This is a genomic window from Vibrio sabulosilitoris, from assembly GCF_055391395.1.
Genome location: NZ_AP029600.1, coordinates 943959 through 964986, shown reverse-complemented (window position 1 = coordinate 964986; position 21028 = coordinate 943959). Strand labels below are relative to the sequence as shown.

The window sequence follows — 21028 nt, the reverse complement described above, 5'->3', positions numbered from 1 at the left end:
TTTTTACCACAATATCCTCCTCTCAATTTATCGCAGTGTTACGGTGAAATTCAGTGCATCCACATCATCTTGGTCACCACCGTAATGACTCGATCCCCAAACTGCCACGCTCCCGTCTTCCCAGTTTGTCGCAGCAAACGCGTAAGCATTTGGAAAAACGCCGTTAACGGCACTCAGACCTACCACATCACTAGGACTCCCGCCAGAGGAGGGATCGCCCCAGGCTTGCACCCTATTTTCATCACCATACACTGCGGCAAACGCCCCTGCTGTCACCCCAGTTGTTGAATAAATGGCGATAACACCTGTCAAACTGTCAACGTCGGATTGAATACCACCATAACTATTTTGGCCCCACGCTTTGACTTTATTCTCGTTCCCGTATGTCGCCGCAAACGCGCCCTCATTGGAGTAGATAGCCGTCACCCCCGTAAAACTCTCTACGTGACTTTGATTACCACCATAACTATTTAATCCCCAGGCCCAAACTCGGTTTTCATCCCCATAAATGGCCGCAAAAGCAGCATGTGTTGAAGAGATGGTCTTGACATCTTTTAGCTCCGAAACCTGACTTTGGTTGCCACCATAGAAGTCATTTCCCCAGGCCCAGACTCGATTTTCATCCCCATATACAGCAGCAAAAGCCTCGCCTGCAGAGTAAATGTCCTTGACGTCTGATAATGCACTTACATCATTTTGGTTTCCTCCATATTCATTTCCTCCCCAGGCCCGAACTTTATTCTCATCCCCATACACTGCTGCGAAAGCTCGAGTGGTTGAATACACCGCTTTGACATCTTCGAGGCCTGCTACGTCGCTTTGATTTCCACCAAAGATATTGGTCCCCCAGACCCACACTTTATTCTCTTCCCCATAGACCGCAGCAAAAGCTCGTTGTGTAGAGTAAATCGCCTTGACATCACGCAGACCATTGACATCGTTTTGACTGACATAATTTCCCCAAGTTTTTACACGATTTTCATCCCCGTACACCACTGCATAGCCAGTATCACTTGAGACAATGGCTTTGACGTCTTTGAGTTCAACTACGTCACTTTGGTTACCTCCATAGCTATCATGTCCCCATACCCAAACTCGGTTTTCATCCCCATACACGGCAGCAAACGAAAGCAAATTTGAATGAATGGCTTTGACATCGGTCACTTCCGTGACGTCGGACTGATTACCGCCAGCGATATCATCCCCCCATACCTTTATCGTGTCGTCATCGGCTATAGCCGCAAACGCCCTTCTATTGCCAACAATACGAGAACTCTCTAATACAAATGGGTCCCGGGATACGGTGACTGTCAACAACCCTGCATCAAAATACCCTTGTTGGTCCGACACCACATAGCTCACGATATGATCGCCCTCGGTCGTCGCTGTGAATGTAAAGCTCGTATTGGTGAAATCGTTCTCATCGGATGGCACTACCATTGATGTCAGACTATCGACACTCACCAACTGCAAAGTTTCGGGTGTTGAGGTTGCCACAAACGCCTTCACATCAATAGTAATGACCCGACTAGGAAAGACCTGAGTGTGAGCGGTGTCGTCCGGCACCGCAAAGTTGGATGCGCTCAGTTCACTGGCCTCATCACCAATCACGGTGACGTAAATCACCCCAAACTTTCGCTCGTCAGGGTTCGCATCACTCGCCAGTAGATAGTGCACTTGACCAGACCCCATGGTGGTGCCTTCGAGCGTTATCGTTTGCTGGACCACATCGCTGGCCACCACGTCCACCGCACCCATCGACGTGATATCTGGCTCGAGATGGTATCCAGAGAGCGCCACCGAAACCGTGTCTTGTTTGCCCACACCCAGCACTATCGACTGAGGCGATACCGTCGGAATGGTGCTGCTCGACACAAACGTAGTCACTCGACCTTGTTGCTGCTGCATTGCATTTTGCCTCGAGACGTTCCCCGCCTCATCGGCCCCGTAGGCACGCAACGTGTAATCATACTGACAAGAGACCGACGTCGATTGCTCTCGGGTAAATTGCAAGGTGCCTGTCGTCAAGGGCTCACCGCACTGTGCTGAGTTACTGCTTACCGCCGTGACCTCACTTAAGTAAGCCCCTGTCGCGCCCACACTCACCCATGCCGACACATCGATGGCATCGTGGCCTGATTCTGTCGCCACCAGAATGTTGGGCGCTGCAAACGGTGGGACGGACTCCCCTTTTTGCTGGCGCCCCTCAGACTGACAGCCTGTCAGAATGGCGAGCGCACACAAAGCCACTGCGCCCATTGACTTAATCGTTGTGATGGTCATCGCCTTGTGTCTCCTTCCTCTTCGGCACCCAAAGTCGCTGCTCGGGGTAAATCAAATCATAATTACTGTGGTCCAGCGTCTCGGTGTTGTGCCTTACCAGCCACTCGAACGTTACACACTGTTGGCGCGCAATCTTGAGCAGCCAGTCGTCCTTTTTGACCACGTAGGTGTCAAGGTCAACGTCAGGCAAGACATCGTCTTGGGTGTACACCGTTAGACATTGTGACGATGAACGAGGTTGAATTGGTGTCGCGACTTCCTGCGTCGGAGTGGTTGGCGTGACCGGTGACACTGGCGTAGTGACAAGCGGCTGAGAAGGGCGAGGCTCTGTCACCGTCGTTTGCACCGGCTCAGTTGACGATGTTAAACCCAAGGCATAATTGACCGTCAGCCCTCCGGTATAACGAACACCCGACGCCTCCCCACCTTGGTATCGTCGATAACCGAGGTCGAGAGACCATGACCTCCATCCCTGATAGCGTAACCCTGCGCCAAGATAGTAGTGACCTTTGGCCTGATAAGGCCCGGTCTCAACGAACAATCGCGACTGCGGGGTAATAGGCGCAAGTAAACGAAGCACGCCTTCTAAGCCGGAATCGTTGCGAGATTCACCGAGCCAGCGATGGTAGCCCACCCCAAGCTCCACCGTATCTGCAAAGCGATACCCCATGGCCAACCGACCATACGGCTCATTGAGTTCGGCGTCCGCACTCACCCCGAGACTGGCACTGCCGTAGGCGCAGTGGTCAGACTCACACGCAAGACTTGGTAGACTGGTCAAGGCCAGCGCTGACCAACCCAACAGGCTAGTAGTTCGCTTCAAGTAACAAAGTAAAGGTGTCACTGTATTCCCCATCCTCTAAATCCATGAGTGGTAACTCGTCAATCCCGGTTTGTAGCTTTACTTCCAATGCTGACCCTTCTCCGCCAACCGTGACCGTGGTCACCCGCGCGTGGCCATTGACGTCTATCCATTCATCATCAGAGCACGACGACAAACAGCGCAAGAAGTAAGGCAATGGCGTCGCCAACACGTTGTCGATCTTTTTCATCTCAAACGTACGCGTAGGGTGTTGCAAACTCAGACTCATGCCATTGACGAATGTCCCTGTCGCCTTGATGATGTAGTTCGCCTCACCAGAAAGTGCGACGCCATTGCCTATTCTGGGCGTAATTTTGCCATCCCCAATCAGGCTGACACTGGTGATGCTGGCCGGGTTATAGTGAAGACGGACATCGATGGGCAAAGAGAGCTGGCGCAGTGTGTTCACCCCCTCGTAATCGTAGGCATATCGGTACGTCATAAACGCGGTCCCCAGGTACTCACCGGGCTCCGCGTTGGCCTGACTGAACGCTTGCGCTATCGCCGCATCGTCGCCCAAACGAAACAAGGGCTTCACAAATGAAAATGGCGTGATTCGCTCAGCGCTGACCCATTGACGAGGCGCGAAGCAATGCTCGCCTTTTACCCAAGCCAGGCCAACGTCGCTCTCCGTGGAGGTACAAATCGGTGTGATGCTTGACGCCGCCTCAGTCGGGCCTTGTTTGACCGCGTGGTAAGCCACCCCCATGACGTCAAAAGGGAGAGTCACCGCTACGCCATTTCGGCGAACCGTCACCTCGGTTACGCTCGTCACCAGCCCCCCTGGCACCCAGCGTGATGTCGACGCTAGCCCCTCAACGGGCGTCCACTGATGAGGCTCACTGTCGCCAGCTATTCGTGACGAGGTCACATTTGACCAACTCACGCGTTCACCCTTCAGCTCCCCGCTAATCGTGACGTTGGCCATCGCGGAGCACGTCACACTGCTCATCATCAGGAGCATCACACCCTTCACTCTCATTCAGGCCTCCTTAGTACCTGCTGCTCACCCATCGCCTTGCCCCTCACATCCGAGTACGTCAGGGTCAATGATGGCGTTTGCATAGGCTCAGGAAGCGAAAATGACAATGACCGTCCCCCTAATACCGTTAAGGTGCGCTTGCATTCGTCTTTGAGCGCTCCCTGACAGGCCGACACTCGGGTCGTCAACACATGGGGAGAGTGATTGAACACCGTTAACGTCGTCCCCTGGTAATTGACCACAGCGTCTAACTGTGGGCGCCCTTTACCTGGGTAAACCACATACGGGCCAAATCCAACCGCCATCTGAGACACCGCTCCCGCGACCCCCTCACGATAAGGCACTGGAACAAACGCTACCTGATACACTTGGTCATCACGATAGTCACACTGCAACTCACAGCGCATGGTCACCTCAAACACCTTTTCCAGCCCCGGTTCAATAATGGCTCTCGCCGGAAAGACATCCAAAGCCCACTGCCCGATGTTGTCTCGTGAGTAAGGCACCTTGTTCATCGCGCCTTGCTCGTCAAAATGAAGCTCATTCACAGACGTGCCGACAAAAATGCGATAGTCTTCGCTGTTTTTAATGATGAAACTGGCTGTCCCTTCACGATTCATCACTTGGTACATGGAATCGATTTCAAAAGCCGACGAGGACAAAGGCAAACCGCCCATCGCCAACAGACACATACCGTGCCACCACTTCAGACTACGATGCGTCATTCATCCTCTCCTCTAAGGTCAAAATGGTTAATGGGCTTAGCTCTGAGCCTTGCAACAACACATAGGCATCCAGCTCTTGAAGATAATCTAACTGCGCACTGGTAAAGTGCTGGTCAGTGAGGACATACAGATAAAAGTGTCCACCCACTTGAATCGATTTATAACGAATGTTGAGCGTTTCCAACTGCAGCGTCGCCACCTCCAGCGTTTGGGACGTGAACAGACCTAAGTACACCACCAAGGCATCGCTTTTCTCGAGCAGGAAGGAAGAATCTTGCCAGCGTTCACCATTAAGCGAGGCGTCACGATCAATCCCTGGCAAGCAATACCCTTTAATCACTAAGGACGTAGCGCTCGACTCATCTAGCACGCACAAGCCTTTATTCGACACCAATCGATAGGGCTTACCCGATAGAGTCGAGACTCGGAATACCCCGTCGTCCGTGACCGCTTCAACACTGACGCACCCTTCACCAATGCACTGCACATCTTGAATCGCATGACTGAAGACGTCGTCCAATATCACCATCTGAATGTCGACTTGATACAGCTCAGGCAAGAACTGGTAAACGCTGCCAGGGTAGCTATAAAACTCAAACTGACGCGTCTGCGGTGCCACTTGATGGCGACGGGCGTCAACCGTTAACATCAGCGATTGATACGCCTGCTGACCAAGAAGTGCCCCCTCACTGCCGATATCCGCTCGTTGGCCGTAGCGACCATCGCGCTGCACCATCACACGGATAGGGTCATGGTGCTCACCACCATACTGTGGCTGTACTTGCACATAACTGTCGCTTTTTCTGTCGGTAAATCGAAGCCCTTGCCCCGACCACACCTGCGTACTGCTCACCGTGCCAGACACAGTGGAGATTTGCTGGTCATCGACATAGCCATAGGCGTTCATCTGCGCCACTGTGCCCACTCGACCAGAAGCCGTTCCAGATAGCTCGGCAGACAGCTGTTCATGGGTCTCAATCGTGGCCCCTATCCCACCATCGACCAGCCACCCATTCTCGAAGCGATTCTGTTTACGTAACGAGTTGGTGTTTCTGACCATGCCATCAAAATCGCTGAACATCGCCGCTTGCGCAGACCAGTCTTCCCCAAGCGGCAGGGACCAAGTCACCCCTACCCACATTTGGTCAAGCTTTGAGATTGACGATTTCGGCTGGGTATACGTCATGGTGACATTGACAGAGCCCAGTGGCATCGCGCGCGTCAGCCCCAGCGAGTACTGGTGATTCAGCGTAGTCATCTCATCCACCGCCTCTTGATAGGCGTATTGGCTGTAGCGTAAATAACCATTCATCCCTAGCCACGACCACGACGCCCCAACACCGATGTCTCGATACCCTTGCTGGCCGTACAAACTCTGCGCCAGCGTCGTGACGTCGTCATTGTTTAAGTTATCGACCGCCATGTCATCGAGTGACAACTGTCGATAGTCAACAAACAGCGGCACCCAAGTTAATCGCGCAGTCGAAAACGATGCGCCTTGGTCAAATCGACCGTACGTGTAATCGACCATGGTGCCACTGTCCCACATCCAGTTCAGACCCACTTGACCATAAGCCTCACGACCATCCCCAGTCAGGCCCGCCAACCACATCCAGTTCTCACGCCAGCGATAGCTGCCAAGCGCCCTAGCGTAATAGTCATCGCTGTTTGAGTAACGAGTATCAAACCAACCCGCTGACACCACATAATCCCAATCGCCCACCGGCAACGAGAATCGGTCATTATTGACCACCGTGTGCACTTCATTGAGCAGCACATTGCCCGCCACATTCAATCGCACCACGATGTCGTAGGCCCCTTTAGGCAATTCAGAGTAGCGTATTGACTGACGCCCTTCGGTGACCGCGCGCGACAGCAACAGACGCTCGCCTTGATAGACTTCCAACTGACCATAAGACGGGGCATAGAAATAAATGCGCTGCCTATCTTGCTCTCGACCGTTCATCAGCAAACGACTGCTGCCCACACTGACTCGGTCTCCCGTCACCAGGGCGCTGTTATTTAGAAAGTCTGTTGTGTTGAATGACACACCATAACGACTGCGGCCCACCACCACTCGATGCCCCTGCAGCGGTAAATCGTATAGCGCTTTGTACACGTCAAAATTCGAATCTGAGCCCTGACGCTGCTGGTATTGCGTGTCCAACTGAACATGCCCAAGCGGCAGTCCCAGTACAGTGTCGTTCGACCACGACACCCCCTTACCCCCATCCAAATCCACCGACCCGTACAATCGTGAGGTGTTAATCAAGGCATTGTGCTCACTGTAGGGCGACGCATAACCAAACGCGTCACTCTGGTTATCCAACGCATTCGCTGGCATGAAAATAATCAATTTTGAACGGTCGAAATCATAGGCATAACGCGGCATCTCAGTAGCTTGCAACAAACACTCTGACGCCACCAGAACATAGTAACAGGCTTCATCGGAGCGAATACCCGCGAGCATATCTTGCTCAATAGTCGCTATCGTCGCAGCCCCCACAGATTGGGCCGACAAATACCCCCTAACGGCTTGTAAGGTCGCCTCGTCGTCTTGACGAAGCCAAAACCGCTCAAAATTGGTCATTGCAGACACGCTCAACCCAGTACGCTCGCCCGCAATGGCGATATGGATGGGACGACGTGTTTGGACAAAAAAATCTGAAAACCCTTCTGGGTAATAAGAAGGGGTGGTCGACTCCTCTTGGGCATAGGCCACTTTGACATACCACAAGCAACTAAACAGCGCTGTCATACAGGCGATTAGGCCAATGTACTTCTTGAACTTCTTCATTGGTCTCACATCCTTACATCAGTGATAAGTAGTGTGATGGATAACGTCAGTCCTTCTCCCTCTTGCCACGCAGGCGGCCCGCTGTAACTGGCATTAGACGTCATGGACAAACGCACAACTTCCTCACCTGGCATCTCTGTCCGTTGCTCTGACAACCCTAACAAGCCCCCGGATACATATAGCTGGTAGGCAGGGTTCGCGGAGTCTATACTGACCGCCTCTTGGTCATTAATGCGATAGGTCATGTCGTCGTTGACGAGCGTGAAATCAGACACAGAGCCATCCAACACACCGTTGGTGATCTTCATCACTTGAAACATCATGTCACTGGTGTAAATGTGAAGCGGTGACTGACGCCAGTCATACCCCAGTGTCCCCGAAAGAAAATCCGTTGTACCTCGATTGACAATGCGATACGTGGGCGTAGTCACCACTTCCACCGATACAGGCACGTCGAGAGTATGAATCTCGGCCCCTACACTCGCACTGAGAAGACCAACAAGAAGACTTACCTGTCGTATCATGCACTCTCCTTAGAAAAAAAGAGGCGCTCCCCTCGATAACAGGAGCGCCCGTCCATACCAACGACGTTACGGTGCAACCACTACATCAGTAACAAGAAGCGAAGCGGTAATCGTCAAGTCCTCACCCGCGGTAAAATCTAGCGGGCTGATAGTGGCCACATTTAGACCGACCACGTCGCTACCATTGGTAATCTCTGCTGAGTCGCCCACACTTAGCTCTTCTGCTGCTGCAGAGCCTGCAAGATAGGACAGCGCGTAATCGTCACGCGCATCAACTGGCACCAAATCCGAACTCAACTTCGAAGTCAGACGATTTAGCTCAATTGTGTAACTCTCTGGTGACACGTCACCGGTCGCTACATCCGCAACATAGAAACTCAATGTATCTGTTTCGACGTCACGAACACCTGTAGTCTCGTCAGCATCACCAAACTTTACGGTACCGTTTAAGAAATCCGGGCTGTTCAGCGCCTGATAGATTTTCCATGTATCACTGGTAGACTCAGAAGGCACTACACCCGACCACTGAAAATCTTGTGACGCCTCTGTGTCTGCCAAACTGTGACCCGCGAAGAGCGCCATAGACAGACATGCTGCAATTGAAATCTTATTCATTATCTTTCCTTATTTGCTATTAAATATGTCGTAATACCTTTAATGGTGCGAAGGTAAGTACAACTTGAATTCACTTACAGTAACTGCAAGCAAAACTTAATCACTCGCTGGATTTTAGAAAATATCCAACTTGACGAATTGCGACTAATTTCGAATCTGGCAATAAGCGTTTAATGCCGTAAATGACATTTCTGACCGTCGCATCACTACCGCTGCAATTATGAGTCGTGAGATTATCTTTAAGCTCTTGGGTAGAGATGATGTCTGCATTTCTGTGTTTATACAGAATCTTTAACGTTACGTATTGAGAATAAGAAATGCGTCCAGTAGGATACAAACTTCCTTCATTAAAAATATGCCCATTCTCTAAGAACACTAAACCATCAAGCTTAATATGCTCGCTTCTATCTAATAGTTGTTGAAACGTTATTGCCATGAATTTACCAACCCCCAACGTCGAGGCTACTGACAACATAAGAAAATGACGAGTACAGTTAAGGAGCCTAACCGTTTTAACATAATGGAGATAATACGAAGTGTCTTTTGATTATATGCTATCTGATAAGCACTAAGAATGATACATATCATGCGAGGGAAAAGAGGCATTTGGAGCGAGCATCACAACTCTGACACTAGTTTATAGTTTTTGATGATCGCTCCATATGCATGTGTTACCTAGCATGATATGTATCATACTAAGTGATTATCAGATAGAATATAATCAAAAGACACTTCGTATTATCTCCATTATGTTAAACACAAAGAGATATGGCTCATCGCTTTTAAGTATGAGACACGATTAAATGCCTGATTGATGCACCGTATTCTAACTATGCTGAAAAAAATCGCAATCCTGTATTTTGAGTTTTTCTGATGCTTGCTATTAAATGATGCTTATCATAAAGATCAAATATACGAATAATTAGCATATTCTCATGTTGAAATTTTCATTATAAACTCGTTATATTTATTGAATATTAAGAATATAAAACAAGAGTCATCTCAAAAACCAGTAGTCATTAAAACTACCAAAAACCCTTATTGTCGCATGTTTGTCTTTATTGCTGGTCTATATAAAGTATTTCTCTTGAGTTTGATATATACAGACTATTTTATGTTTCTCTATTTTATCTATACTTAGCCTAGCGTAACATAAGTGTTCTATTGCAATGCTCATTCTGATAATTAAGCGCTGCATTAATGTAGCGGTTACCACGATTATTAGAGTCCACTACGCTTTGAAATTTGTGACATATATCACTTAGTGAAACGATACATCCCTCTTTATAGCTAAAATCAAACAGGGATAACCAGTGTATTGTCAATAGCGACAGTACAATTTTCCGCCGCTGGCATTACTGGCGTGTCGATTCTCGTCTGGTGTGCATTTTTGCCGGCTTTTGCCTTTGGTGCGCCATTGATTACGACATCCTCGGCCTCTTGATTGGTCAGCGTGTTAATGACACTGGATACCTAAATATCATCAACAAAATTCTGGCTACTGTATTGCTTGTTGTTGGTGTGAGAATGGGTCTGCCAGCGACAATTGATTTATTTTCTTAGTTATCTGCCCTATATAGGGCTATTGGTAGAAAAGCGATTAGTTAACATCCATTTCGGTATCTAACAAATACTGACCTACGACACCTGACCATAGATGATAATACTTGTAGAAAATGTCATGTCCGGATACCCCTTCACCGAGTTTGTAGAACTTAAAATCTAGAGAACCGCCAGCATTCTTATAAGAGCTGACAAACTTTTCGATTGTTTGGTCGGCGTAAAACGGATCATTTCTGCCATAGATGAATAGAGTTGGGGTGCTAAGCGCACTACCCGCGGTTGCAAAAATCGCTTCATTGGGTGAAACGCCGCCGCTAGCGCAAGTATCATCGACCCAACCGCCAGAAAAGTTAATGACTCCAGTAAACGAATCAGGGTGTTCAGATGCGTACCTTAGCGAGAGAATTCCCCCTCTTGAATTACCAACGAGCATAACCTTACTCTTGTCGACCCAAGATTGTTTTAGCAGGAATTGATAGGATGCATCCAACGACGCCATTGCATAATCGAACCCTTGAGCAATGCCCTTAGAGTCACATGTATATTGCTCTTTATAGCGGCCTTGTGAGTTCCCCCGACCCCGCCTCATTGGAACAATGAGGGCGATGTTTTTCTCGTTCAATACTTTCCCTAAACCCCAAGGATTAACCGTTTGCCTGGCATATTCTTTGCTGCCGCCAGTAGAACCATGATTGAAAATAACGGTTGGAAAAGGACCTTGCCCCTCCGGTTTATACAGCGTTGCTTGTAATTTGATCTCAGTATCCCACAGCATACCTTTGTCTTTCATCGGTATTTGGATAGTTTGTCCGTAGTCATTCGCTATTACGCCTAAAGAAACACATAAACATAATGCCCCTAGGGTAAATGATTTGATTCGTGAGAGCATTGGAGTCATCTGGTGGTTAAAGTAATGTCTAAATACTAACCACCCTTAAGTGAACTGTTTGTGATCAATGTTATGTATTAACGACATTACCAAGCGCACCGATGAGTTAATATCATTAAACAACTTGTTTTTTGTAAATCACTTAAGGATAAGGACATCGTATGATAAACAAAATCAACCAGCTTTTTCCGGTTTGGGCAGTGCTATTCGCAGCGACAGCCTATCTATCGCCTGAGCTGTTTATCGGTTTGAAGGATCAAATCGTGCCGCTGCTGACGATCATCATGCTGGCGATGGGTATTAGCTTATTACCGAAGGATTTTGTTAACGTCGCTCAATATAAAAAAGCCGTGGGTATTGGAGTGCTGTTGCAGTTTTTGTTGATGCCACTTTCCGCCTTGGCCATCAGTATCGCACTGGGTTTTGATAGTGAGCTAACCGTCGGCATGGTGTTGGTTGGTAGTGTCGCCGGGGGAACATCGTCGAATGTGATGTCGTTTTTGGCCAAAGGTAATGTGGCGCTGTCGATAACCATGACCGCAATTTCAACCTTGATAGGAGTGGTTTTGACCCCATTTCTGGTGCAACTTTTGGTTGGTGAAACCGTTGATGTCCCGACTTCGGCCATGCTAATGAGTCTGGTGAAAATCGTTTTACTTCCCGTTGGCTTGGGACTATTGATCAATACCTTTGCCCATAAAGTCGTAGCAAAAATCAGCCCTGTGCTGCCGCTTATCTCTATGGTTGCGATTGTCTTGATTATTGCTATCGTCGTGTCGCTCAATGCCGAAAACATCAGCCAAGTTGGTTCAATGGTGGCACTTGCGGTTGTTGTTCACAACGGATTCGGTCTCTCGGCTGGCTACTACTGCTGTCGCCTACTTGGCTTTAATGAATCTACCTGCCGTACCATCGCGTTCGAGGTTGGACTGCAAAACTCAGGGCTAGCAACCGCACTAGCGATGAAATTCTTCTCTCCAGCATCGGCCATTGCTGGCACGATATTCTCTGTCTGGCACAACATCTCGGGTTCGCTGCTTGCTGGGTACTGGGTGAGTAAAGAATCGGATAACAGCAAAGATTCGGTTGCCGCAAATTAGCCTATGGCCAAGCTAGAGCGGGTTGCTAGGCAGTTAACCTAGCAACCAATCAAAACCTCATGACGACGCTGGGTTAAACAGCGCCGCAGTGCTGGGCGTTAAACTCATTTCACCAAGTTCTGAAGCTGAGTCTTGTTTGCCTCAAGCCAAGCTTTGAACGACATTGGCTTTTTCCCAGTCAAGGCTTCAAAGTCAGTGCTATCGCCATCCGAATGACCGGCTCGATTGTGCTCGTCCATAGTGACACACAAGTAAACAATCGCCTTTGGTAACTCAAAGCTCTCCAGTTTGGCCTGATAGTCCTCGTCACTAAGCTGTACAACTTGGATTGAGGTCCCTAATACCTCATCAATCTGCTTCGCCATCTGCTCATGAGTCAGGGACTCAACACCATTTAAAGATAGGGTGTGTTTACCCTGGCTCTCATGCATCAGTGAAGCCGCGGCCGCATAAGCAAGGTCTTGGCGAGACAGTTCGGCTACCTGACCAAGCCCTGACGAGGTGAGCCAAAAACCAGTTTGGAAGATACTTGCAAAGTACTCCGGCAGATTCTCAAAATACCAGTTGTTACGCAAAATAGTTGCTGAAGCAATGCCACTTTGCATGATCGCCTTTTCGGTGGCTTGGTGTTCATGGGCAAAGACCAGTGGCGATTGCAGCGCTTCGGGCATTGAGGTGTAGCTAATATGCTTGACTCCTGCCCCCTGCGCAGCCTCAACCGCATTAAGGTGTGCTTGAGTGCGAGGTCCGGACGCATCAATACTGATTAACAGTAACTTATCAGCCCCTTCAAACGCTGCGACCAATGAATCAGGCTGTGACAAGTCGGCCTCGCGCACCTCGACCCCTTTTGCTGCTAGATGTTGCAGACTCTCTGCTCGACGGCTGGTTACAATCAGTTGACCTGGGGCCAGCTTAAAGTCCTCAAGAAGATAGCTCACCACCTGTTGACCCAATTTACCGCTTGCGCCTGTGACTAGAATTTTTTGCTGTGACATGTTTGATTCTCCATCTGGGTTTGCAGCCCTTGTGTACGACTGTTGTTTTCTGTCGGCACTTGGCGTTGTTGATGAGGTCACTATAAAGGTAATGATTGCAGAGATAATTAGCGTACAATTAAACTCATTGTTAATTTGAATTAAACAGTGTAAGTATGATATCGCTAGATGACATGATGGTTTTTGCAAAAGTCGTCGAAAACCAATCTTTTACTAAAGCGGCAGAAGAGCTGAACCTGGGCAAGGCACGGGTATCGCAGATCGTGACCAAACTAGAAAATGATCTCAACACCCGTCTCTTGCACCGAACTACGCGATCCCTTTCTCTTACCCAATCTGGGGCTCATTACTTTGAGAAGTGCTGCGCGGTCAGAGACATAGCGCAGCAAGCTAATGATATGATCCAGGAGGATGAGCACAACCTCAGCGGCCTGATCCGGATCTCGACTCCAAGTATGGCCCTCATTGATCTGCTCAGTGAGTTTTTAACCCAATATCCAGCAATCAAACTGGATATTGTAGAAAGTGACAGTTACACCAACTTAATTGAGTCTCGCTGTGATATCGCGCTCAGGGCGTCATCAATGCTCGAAGATTCCAGTTTATATGCGATCAAACTTGGCCACTTTACTGACATGATCTGCACCTCGCCTGAGTACCTTGACAAGCACCTAGCAACAGGACAACCACTGGAGTGCGCTGAAGATCTGCTTAAAATGGACTGGATTAGCCACCACATTGTGCACGGCGATAAACAGTTGACGTTGACAGCTACTGACCACCGGGTCGTCAAACTTGCTCATACGCCAAAGGTTTCTGTGAGAACCTCGGCCTCAGTTAAAGGGTTCTTGCTCCATCATCATGGCTTTGCCATTGTGCCCAGTTTTATGGTCTACAAAGAGTTAGAGTCAGGCAAACTAGTGCGACTCTTACCCGAGGTCCATGATCTAAAGGTTCCAATCTATGCCGTTTATCAAGATAAAGCCCTTATGCCAGCAAGAGTGCGCGCATTGATTGAGTTTCTTAAACAGAGGAGTGACTTTTTCAATTGAGGTCAATGAGCGTGTCATATTGAAACAATGGCTCTTATGTTTTGTAACCTCATTTTAATTGATTAACCACTAAAACAAATAGCCAGATAAGTGTAGAACATATCATATTAACACCACCCAAGTTGATGCTACTTTGGTAAGACAATTAGTAGCAAATACTAGGGGTCAATATGTCTGAACAAAAAGTTGTCGAGCAAAGAGTTGCGTTAGCAATATCAGGAGCAGTTAGCTTAGGTTCTTATGAAGCTGGTGTTATGTATGAACTAATCAAAGCATTTAAAGAACACAACGAAAAAGACCCATACAACAAGATCGTTATCGACGTTATCTCTGGCGCTAGCGCCGGTGCCATTACCGGAGCGATGTTAGCGCAAAAACTGCTGTTTGACGGTGTACGTCTTGAAGACCCCAAAGGAAATGCGCTATATCAAGCGTGGGTTGAAAAGGCGAATATTGATGGGTTGCTAAAAAAGCACAAAGGAGACAATACCAAGACCTCCCTACTCTCCAATGGCTTTGTAAAAAGCATTGGCGAGAGCATGATACTCTCACGCTATGGAAGTTACGCACAACCATCCGAGCAACCTCACCCTGTTAGTGCTGCCAAGATACGCTTGGGTTTGGCGCTCACTAACCTCAATGGTATCGATTATCACGTATCCACACTCGACCCACTTCATTCTGACGGAAAGTTCATCCAAACCCGCCACCAAGACAGATACACAGTAACCATTGAGAGCGAATCCGCTAAACAAGTTAGGGAGAAGGAGGAGGAAGCACGAGACGAGCCTACAGAGGACGAGGTTATTTCACGTAATTTTGCCCATGATAAAAAGGAAGACTGGCAATACATTGTCAATTTAGCACAAGCAAGCGGAGCATTTCCTTTCGCTTTTTCACCGATTAAATCACACCGTACTTGGGACAGCCCCGACTACAGGGTGAGAGATGCTGATAATTTCAATCTTCATAGCTCTGATGGCTCTATGGCGTATCTCGATGGTGGCGTCATGAACAACTACCCGTTGGGTATGGCAAGAAATCTGGCCCAGTTAAACGATACCAAGGCAACTGACTACAAACAGCGTCATTACTTTTATATATCACCCAATAAAAAAACCAGCACTGCAGATTATAAGAAAAAGCTTGATAACCTAATTGATATTACTGTTGGCCTGGGTAGTTCAATTTTTAATGATGCTAGATTCCAAGACTGGCTTATGACGGACGATTTTAACCAAAAGGTTGCCTCCATCGACACTCGGGCAAAGTCGATTCGAGACTGGATCCGGCACAACTTGACTGATGAGGCCAAAACACAGCATCAGCAGAAACTTATCACACAGTTAGTGGAATCGATTTATTCAGACGATGAACTTGCTGCCCTCAGAGACTACCTAGGGGGTCAATACGAAGAGGACCTCAACGAAAAGCCATTGAACAAGGCTCAACGAGCGGTTTGGTTAGATATGATTGTGTTGGTTGTCGACTCAGCTAGCTTGACAGACAAAGACACGATGAATGTATACACCATTACAGCAGAGAACAACGATCTCGCCAGCAGTGATATGTCCTCCTTTGTCGGTTTCTTTGATAAAGATTATCGTGACCATGATTACCTAGTCGGGCGTATTAAAGCGTGCGAGCTGCTAAATGATATCGCCAACAGATATGGCAACAAATCCGATCTAATCAAACTTAAGATCACAAGACGTGATACAGACCAACTAGAGAACTCCAAAGCTGCGTTTGGCAAACTTGGGGGCATTGAGCTTCCAGATACTGATCTTAACGTCAGAAAACGATTAGCTGCCCATTTCAAGTCTCGACTAGATAGCACTTTAAAACAGTCTGAGGTTAACTGGTTTCAGCGATTTGTGATCAAGCATTTTGTCACTGATAAAGCCATTGATAAATATTTGGGTACTGAAACACGCGGGCGTGGCAAGCCATGGGGTAAATAACCTCAGTAGCTAGCTCGCAAGCACGGGCTAGCTACTGTCGGTAGTCCTATACCCAAGTGACCTCAAGATGCAGGATTCAGAGCCAATATACAGTGAAACCAGTCTAGTTGTACCACTTCGGATTATCTGGATAGTAGTGTGACGCAAAGTCGATAAAAGCCCGTACCCTGCTCGGCATAAACTGGCGATTAGCGTAAACCAAAAACAACCCTAAATCCGGCAATGCATGCTCTGGCATAATTTCTACCAAACGCCCCGCCTTTATCGCATTACCCGCGATAAAGGTAGGCTGAATGATGATCCCTTGCCCAAGTGAAGCCAAACTGACCAAAAGATCACCATTGTTGGCCGTGATTGGGGAGCGTATTTTGGCCTCACGCGGATCGAGATCTAAAAAATGCTGCAATTGGTTTTGCTCAGAATACGAGTAGTTGAGAAAATCATGGCCGCCTAACTCTGCAGTATTGTTTGGTGTTCCTTTTCGCTCGAGATAATCAGGCGAGGCGAGAATAGCGAGTCGGATTGAGGCGATCCGTTTGGCGATGACAGAATCGCTTTTCAGACTGCCGATTCGCAGCGCAATATCGACCCCTTCCTTAACAATATCGACCTTGTGATCAGTGAGATTAAGTTTTATGTCCACCTCTGGGTAGCGGCGTTGAAAGTCACTCAACAGCGCTGGCAGATGACGATGACCGAACGACATTGGCGCGTTGATGGTGAGTTGCCCCGATACGCGCTGGTGCCAATCTGCGAGCTGATTTTCCGTCTCTTCGATATCATCCAAGATCTGCGAACAGCGTAAGGCGTATTGCTGGCCTGCCTGTGTCAGAGTGACCTTACGTGTGGTGCGATAAAACAGTCGGGTGTTCAGCCGCTGCTCGAGTGCTGCAACATACTTGCTCACCAGTTGTGGTGAGGTATCCAGCTTTTCCGCCGCTTTAGAAAAGGCACCTTCTTGGGACACACACAAGAAGGTACGCATCATCTCTAGTTTGTCCATCTTAATCCTTTAACAATACTTTGTTGTTAATTATTCAACATAACCAATATTTATCAACAATTAGTTTGCTATTAGTCTTTAGTTAACCCAAAAAGGAAATCAATAAAGGACACCACCATGAACAATAAACTGATCAATCTTGCCTTTGGCTCCAATGCTGGCCTTGCACCACTGCTACTACGTCTGCCATTAGGGCTTATCCTCAGTGCTCATGGCGCACAAAAACTGTTTGGCTGGTTTGGCGGCTACGGCTTAGAAGCAACCGGAAACTGGATGGCGAGCATTGGTTTTCAGCCAGGGCTACTAATGGCATTCCTTGCTGGCAGTGCCGAATTTTTCGGTGGCCTTGCCCTAGCACTTGGTCTGTTAACGCGACCAGCTGCGATTGTAGCTGCCTTCACAATGGCGATGGCAATGACAGTCCATATTGGCAACGGCCTGTTTATCAACAATTCTGGCTATGAGTTTGCGCTTATCCTTCTTGCGGCTACTAGTTATCTTGCCGTTATCGGCGGCGGTCGCGCATCGATTGACCAACTCGTTAGTAAAAAATTCGCCTAACATTCGATAGCCGAACAGTGTACAAGATTCGCTATTAACCACCCATAAGGAGAGCCTGAGATGAACGCTAAACCCTTCCCTGCCCTGTTTATTTCTCACGGCTCTCCTTTGATGGCGACCGACAATAGCGACACGGCACATTTTCTTGCAACCCTAGGTCGTCAACTTCCCAAACCCGATGCTATCCTAGTGTTTTCCGCCCACTTTGATATTGACGCCGAAGTGGTTGTGACCGGAAATGAAAACCCCACCGCGATTCACGACTTCTATGGCTTCCCTGAAGAGCTATATCAACTTGATTACCCAGCTCCTGGTGCTCCAGAGCTTGCCAAACGAATTACCTCAACCTTAGTCGAGGGCGGCATTAGAGCGCGACTGGACCCTCAGCAAGGCTGGGACCACGGCGTGTGGATTCCGTTACGATTACTCTACCCACAGGCCAATATTCCCGTCGTTCAAGTCTCAATCAGCACCCAATCAGGGCCTGAATTTAATCAGAAACTTGGCAAGCTGTTGGCAGCGCTGAGAAATGAGCGGGTACTGTTTATTGGCTCTGGAGGAGCCAGCCATAATCTCGCTGAGTATTTTACGCCCTCACCAAGTCCTGATCGGGCAGAGAAAGTCAACAGCTTCACTCAGTGGGTCGATGAACAGCTTGAACATGGCCACCATCAAGCACTGCTCAACTATCAAACACTTGCGCCAGAGCTTAGTTTTAATCACCCAACCCAAGAGCATTTTACCCCACTGTTTCCGATTATAGGCAGCAGCACTAATCACAAAGCATTCTGTCTGCATCGCGCAATTGATAATGAAGTTTTAGCGATGAATGCTTACTTGTTCGAGCAGTAAAACTCTCATAGTTATGTAAAATGTGTTTCAGCACATCTTGATTATTGACTAATTATTTTTGAGACTTAGTTGATAGTACTCGGTGGTCTGGTCTAGTTGTCGCTTATGGGTGCCATAGTCGTTTGCTTTGCTATTTTTCCACACATTATGTGTTGAGGACCGGCGGCACCACCCAAGTATTTCTCTCCCGTATCCTCAAAACCACCATTTCTATAGCAACTCTGTGCACTTGGATTTTTGCAGTTGACCGTCAGATAAATGGAATCAAAACCTGGGTAGTTTTCTTTAAGATAAGGGAATAGAGCCTTTACTGCTGACGTTCCAATACCCTGCCCCTGATAGTTAATACCAATTACAAATGTTCTCAGCCCTAGACCATTTTGCGAGCAAAAATCGTAGTTTAATGAGTAAGCGGTATCGAGCTTAAAAAAGCCCACCACCAGATTGTTGTTCTTTATCACATTCCGATGAGTCGTGTCGGCGAAGTCAGAAAGGAACTCTTCCGCTGTACATGCAAATTTTTCTTGCTCTTCAGCCACGTTAATTTTCTTTATCAACTCGATGTGTGAATCATCTAACCGTTCAATCAGTATCATTTCATCTCCCTATGAATACATTACTTATCAAATGGCATGCTCCCTCAGACTAGGACGCAGGCACACTTTGAGAGTTACTTTTGGCTACCGGATGCGCTCACTATTCTCATAATCCCCCTAAGTATAAATTGGTAAACAATAGTAACTTTCGAACCTATCATCGGAAAATAACAATAATTTCAGGTTATAAATAACTTGAATAGTGCCGGCTATCGCTCTCTTCAGTGGGCAGGCCCACATCTTTTTTTAGGTGGTTACTCATCACAGTGACCTTGGTGTGCTTTTCACCACGAATCAAGTTTAGGTGACTAAATTTCATAACCTTACGTACCAAACGTGCTTTATAGGCTGTTGTCAAATGCATGTTCTTATCCTTGATTACTAAATGGATACCATTATTATCAAGGTAAGCAACCTCCGTTACGAGCAACGATAGATTACAGGTACTATAATTACAGCTTATGGACAATCGACTTCGCTACCTCTCTGCACTGCACTCTTTCGAAGCTGCTTCCCGACTTAAAAGCTACAGCAAAGCTGCTGAAGAGCTATGTGTCACTCAGGCAGCTATCAGTCAGAAACTACGGCTCCTTGAAGACCGTTTGGGATGTAAGCTATTCATCCGTCGTGGACGTGAAATGCACCTGACAGATAAAGGACAAATGCTTCAAAGCCATGTCACAGAGGGGTTTAATGCCATCATAACTGGTCTGAACCGAATTCAAAACGAACCACTCGAGGGCGTGCTTAACGTCAGTGCTCCTCGTTCATTCTCCACACGTTGGTTAATGCCCAAATTATGGAAGTTCACTATGGCGTTCCCACATGTACCAATCCGGGTGCAAGCGGTTAAAGAAATAGATATTCGCCACTCTGAAATTGACGTCTTGATTTGGCAAGGAGATGAGAGTGTTGAGCACTTAAATTTGGATCAAGAGACACTTTTCGAAGAAGATATTTTTGCTTATTGTTCTCCACAACTCGCAGACTCAATGACTTTGGCTAGTCCAGAGCAGCTTCTCAACTGTTGGTTAATTGATTTTCATTCTGCATCTTTCAGTTGGGAGCAATGGTTTCGACAAGCCAATATCACGGTCAAGAGAGATGGTGTTCAATGGATGGAAGTGGGTACCTTTGACATGGCCATCAATGCTGTGGTTGCAGGACATGGGGCATGCCTAGCGACAGAGAGTATTACCGCAGACTTTGTTGAACGAGGATTACTAGTCAAGCCATTCAACATAGGGCTCAATCCCGGTATTCGCTACTCTGTAATTAGTGATCCTGCTTCTTCACGGGCTCTAAGAGTTAATGCATTTAAATCTTGGTTACTAAAAGAATTAAGCACAGCATCGCAAGGTTAGTTTATGTCGTGTAGTCAAGCTTAAGGATCAGCGAGAGTCTAGCGTTTCGATAAGTGATTCAATAGAGCCAACGCAAGCTTACTTTACCCCACTGTTTCAGATAATAGGCAGCAACAACCACAAATGCCCAATGCCGGACACTTTGTTCAAGAGTTTGGGGAAGACGTAGCCCTTGCAGCGCTCAAGCACTTTAACTTGTAAACCTAATTCAATCGAGCACAGAGGCATCTCGTTCAACCGCTTTAACTTGACTCGTTTTTCCTCCTAACTGTACTGTGACGAAAAGCGTTTGTTTTAG

Annotated in this window: 19 protein-coding genes; 6 read left to right on the top strand and 13 right to left on the bottom strand. The window is 47.7% G+C overall.

The genetic code is table 11. From position 1 onward, the window contains the following. Window positions 1–27 precede the first annotated feature (27 nt). From ACZ5R2_RS19795 to ACZ5R2_RS19755, 9 genes are all read right to left on the bottom strand, one after another. Window positions 28–2283: an RCC1 domain-containing protein gene (locus tag ACZ5R2_RS19795; RefSeq protein ID WP_464902894.1), complete on the bottom strand. Its 2256-nt coding sequence runs from the start codon at window positions 2281–2283 to the stop codon at window positions 28–30. After that, window positions 2264–3139, bottom strand: coding sequence for a LysM peptidoglycan-binding domain-containing protein (locus ACZ5R2_RS19790; protein ID WP_464919441.1), 876 nt, complete (start codon window positions 3137–3139; stop codon window positions 2264–2266). The genes ACZ5R2_RS19795 and ACZ5R2_RS19790 overlap by 20 nt, the downstream gene beginning before the upstream one ends. Continuing rightward, window positions 3090–4127: a hypothetical protein gene (locus tag ACZ5R2_RS19785; RefSeq protein ID WP_464902896.1), complete on the bottom strand. Its 1038-nt coding sequence runs from the start codon at window positions 4125–4127 to the stop codon at window positions 3090–3092. Before ACZ5R2_RS19785 ends, ACZ5R2_RS19790 begins: the two co-directional genes overlap by 50 nt. Then, window positions 4124–4852 (bottom strand): hypothetical protein, encoded by a 729-nt coding sequence (locus tag ACZ5R2_RS19780; RefSeq protein WP_464902897.1) that lies wholly within the window; start codon window positions 4850–4852, stop codon window positions 4124–4126. Before ACZ5R2_RS19780 ends, ACZ5R2_RS19785 begins: the two co-directional genes overlap by 4 nt. Beyond that, complete coding sequence (locus tag ACZ5R2_RS19775) at window positions 4839–7649, bottom strand: TcfC E-set like domain-containing protein (RefSeq protein WP_464902898.1); 2811 nt, start codon at window positions 7647–7649, stop codon at window positions 4839–4841. The genes ACZ5R2_RS19780 and ACZ5R2_RS19775 overlap by 14 nt, the downstream gene beginning before the upstream one ends. Before the next feature lie 5 nt (window positions 7650–7654). Beyond that, window positions 7655–8173 carry a hypothetical protein gene (locus tag ACZ5R2_RS19770; protein ID WP_464902899.1) on the bottom strand — a complete coding sequence of 173 codons (519 nt, stop codon included), beginning with the start codon at window positions 8171–8173 and terminating at the stop codon, window positions 7655–7657. Between the two features lie 66 nt (window positions 8174–8239). Next, entirely contained in the window at window positions 8240–8788 is a 549-nt protein-coding gene (locus ACZ5R2_RS19765; protein WP_464902900.1) for a hypothetical protein, read from the bottom strand. A gap of 100 nt (window positions 8789–8888) precedes the next feature. Further along, window positions 8889–9224 carry a hypothetical protein gene (locus tag ACZ5R2_RS19760; RefSeq protein WP_464902901.1) on the bottom strand — a complete coding sequence of 112 codons (336 nt, stop codon included), beginning with the start codon at window positions 9222–9224 and terminating at the stop codon, window positions 8889–8891. Between the two features lie 1164 nt (window positions 9225–10388). After that, complete coding sequence (locus ACZ5R2_RS19755) at window positions 10389–11141, bottom strand: dienelactone hydrolase family protein (protein WP_464919440.1); 753 nt, start codon at window positions 11139–11141, stop codon at window positions 10389–10391. 260 nt (window positions 11142–11401) lie between these two features. On the opposite strand from ACZ5R2_RS19755, the gene ACZ5R2_RS19750 reads away from it, so the two are divergent. Further along, window positions 11402–12340 (top strand): bile acid:sodium symporter family protein, encoded by a 939-nt coding sequence (locus ACZ5R2_RS19750; RefSeq protein WP_464902903.1) that lies wholly within the window; start codon window positions 11402–11404, stop codon window positions 12338–12340. 104 nt (window positions 12341–12444) lie between these two features. Here ACZ5R2_RS19750 and ACZ5R2_RS19745 read toward each other — a convergent pair whose 3' ends face one another. Next, window positions 12445–13338, bottom strand: coding sequence for an SDR family oxidoreductase (locus ACZ5R2_RS19745; protein WP_464902904.1), 894 nt, complete (start codon window positions 13336–13338; stop codon window positions 12445–12447). Window positions 13339–13493: 155 nt separating this feature from the next. Here ACZ5R2_RS19745 and ACZ5R2_RS19740 point away from each other — a divergent pair, with 155 nt between their 5' ends. Both ACZ5R2_RS19740 and ACZ5R2_RS19735 read left to right on the top strand, forming a co-directional pair. Continuing rightward, window positions 13494–14390, top strand: coding sequence for a LysR family transcriptional regulator (locus tag ACZ5R2_RS19740; protein ID WP_464902905.1), 897 nt, complete (start codon window positions 13494–13496; stop codon window positions 14388–14390). Between the two features lie 170 nt (window positions 14391–14560). Next, a complete protein-coding gene (locus ACZ5R2_RS19735; protein WP_464902906.1) occupies window positions 14561–16354 on the top strand; it encodes a patatin-like phospholipase family protein in 1794 nt (597 codons plus the stop codon). Between the two features lie 103 nt (window positions 16355–16457). Here the strand turns inward: ACZ5R2_RS19735 and ACZ5R2_RS19730 are convergent, their stop codons facing one another. After that, window positions 16458–17357 carry a LysR family transcriptional regulator gene (locus ACZ5R2_RS19730; protein WP_464902907.1) on the bottom strand — a complete coding sequence of 300 codons (900 nt, stop codon included), beginning with the start codon at window positions 17355–17357 and terminating at the stop codon, window positions 16458–16460. Between the two features lie 117 nt (window positions 17358–17474). Here ACZ5R2_RS19730 and ACZ5R2_RS19725 point away from each other — a divergent pair, with 117 nt between their 5' ends. Together ACZ5R2_RS19725 and ACZ5R2_RS19720 are read left to right on the top strand one after the other, a co-directional pair. Continuing rightward, a complete protein-coding gene (locus tag ACZ5R2_RS19725) occupies window positions 17475–17918 on the top strand; it encodes a DoxX family protein (protein WP_464902908.1) in 444 nt (147 codons plus the stop codon). Window positions 17919–17978: 60 nt separating this feature from the next. Further along, window positions 17979–18770, top strand: a complete 792-nt coding sequence (locus tag ACZ5R2_RS19720) for a DODA-type extradiol aromatic ring-opening family dioxygenase (protein ID WP_464902909.1) — start codon at window positions 17979–17981, stop codon at window positions 18768–18770. Between the two features lie 92 nt (window positions 18771–18862). Here ACZ5R2_RS19720 and ACZ5R2_RS19715 read toward each other — a convergent pair whose 3' ends face one another. Together ACZ5R2_RS19715 and ACZ5R2_RS19710 are read right to left on the bottom strand one after the other, a co-directional pair. Next, window positions 18863–19366, bottom strand: coding sequence for a GNAT family N-acetyltransferase (locus ACZ5R2_RS19715; protein ID WP_464902910.1), 504 nt, complete (start codon window positions 19364–19366; stop codon window positions 18863–18865). Between the two features lie 184 nt (window positions 19367–19550). After that, a complete protein-coding gene (locus tag ACZ5R2_RS19710; protein WP_464902911.1) occupies window positions 19551–19730 on the bottom strand; it encodes a hypothetical protein in 180 nt (59 codons plus the stop codon). Window positions 19731–19827: 97 nt separating this feature from the next. On the opposite strand from ACZ5R2_RS19710, the gene ACZ5R2_RS19705 reads away from it, so the two are divergent. Continuing rightward, complete coding sequence (locus tag ACZ5R2_RS19705) at window positions 19828–20730, top strand: LysR substrate-binding domain-containing protein (protein WP_464902912.1); 903 nt, start codon at window positions 19828–19830, stop codon at window positions 20728–20730. Window positions 20731–21028: the final 298 nt, after the last annotated feature.

What these genes read in the sequence shown, in the direction of transcription:
- ACZ5R2_RS19735 (WP_464902906.1), top strand. Translation starts at nt 14,561, where the DNA reads ATGTCTGAACAAAAAGTTGTCGAGCAAAGAGTTGCGTTAGCAATATCA.
- ACZ5R2_RS19765 (WP_464902900.1), bottom strand. Translation starts at nt 8,788, where the DNA reads ATGAATAAGATTTCAATTGCAGCATGTCTGTCTATGGCGCTCTTCGCG.
- ACZ5R2_RS19720 (WP_464902909.1), top strand. Translation starts at nt 17,979, where the DNA reads ATGAACGCTAAACCCTTCCCTGCCCTGTTTATTTCTCACGGCTCTCCT.
- ACZ5R2_RS19785 (WP_464902896.1), bottom strand. Translation starts at nt 4,127, where the DNA reads ATGAGAGTGAAGGGTGTGATGCTCCTGATGATGAGCAGTGTGACGTGC.
- ACZ5R2_RS19745 (WP_464902904.1), bottom strand. Translation starts at nt 13,338, where the DNA reads ATGTCACAGCAAAAAATTCTAGTCACAGGCGCAAGCGGTAAATTGGGT.
- ACZ5R2_RS19740 (WP_464902905.1), top strand. Translation starts at nt 13,494, where the DNA reads ATGATATCGCTAGATGACATGATGGTTTTTGCAAAAGTCGTCGAAAAC.
- ACZ5R2_RS19775 (WP_464902898.1), bottom strand. Translation starts at nt 7,649, where the DNA reads ATGAAGAAGTTCAAGAAGTACATTGGCCTAATCGCCTGTATGACAGCG.
- ACZ5R2_RS19710 (WP_464902911.1), bottom strand. Translation starts at nt 19,730, where the DNA reads ATGCATTTGACAACAGCCTATAAAGCACGTTTGGTACGTAAGGTTATG.
- ACZ5R2_RS19795 (WP_464902894.1), bottom strand. Translation starts at nt 2,283, where the DNA reads ATGACCATCACAACGATTAAGTCAATGGGCGCAGTGGCTTTGTGTGCG.
- ACZ5R2_RS19770 (WP_464902899.1), bottom strand. Translation starts at nt 8,173, where the DNA reads ATGATACGACAGGTAAGTCTTCTTGTTGGTCTTCTCAGTGCGAGTGTA.
- ACZ5R2_RS19750 (WP_464902903.1), top strand. Translation starts at nt 11,402, where the DNA reads ATGATAAACAAAATCAACCAGCTTTTTCCGGTTTGGGCAGTGCTATTC.
- ACZ5R2_RS19790 (WP_464919441.1), bottom strand. Translation starts at nt 3,139, where the DNA reads ATGGGGAATACAGTGACACCTTTACTTTGTTACTTGAAGCGAACTACT.
- ACZ5R2_RS19760 (WP_464902901.1), bottom strand. Translation starts at nt 9,224, where the DNA reads ATGGCAATAACGTTTCAACAACTATTAGATAGAAGCGAGCATATTAAG.
- ACZ5R2_RS19715 (WP_464902910.1), bottom strand. Translation starts at nt 19,366, where the DNA reads ATGATACTGATTGAACGGTTAGATGATTCACACATCGAGTTGATAAAG.
- ACZ5R2_RS19705 (WP_464902912.1), top strand. Translation starts at nt 19,828, where the DNA reads ATGGACAATCGACTTCGCTACCTCTCTGCACTGCACTCTTTCGAAGCT.
- ACZ5R2_RS19755 (WP_464919440.1), bottom strand. Translation starts at nt 11,141, where the DNA reads ATGAAAGACAAAGGTATGCTGTGGGATACTGAGATCAAATTACAAGCA.
- ACZ5R2_RS19780 (WP_464902897.1), bottom strand. Translation starts at nt 4,852, where the DNA reads ATGACGCATCGTAGTCTGAAGTGGTGGCACGGTATGTGTCTGTTGGCG.
- ACZ5R2_RS19725 (WP_464902908.1), top strand. Translation starts at nt 17,475, where the DNA reads ATGAACAATAAACTGATCAATCTTGCCTTTGGCTCCAATGCTGGCCTT.
- ACZ5R2_RS19730 (WP_464902907.1), bottom strand. Translation starts at nt 17,357, where the DNA reads ATGGACAAACTAGAGATGATGCGTACCTTCTTGTGTGTGTCCCAAGAA.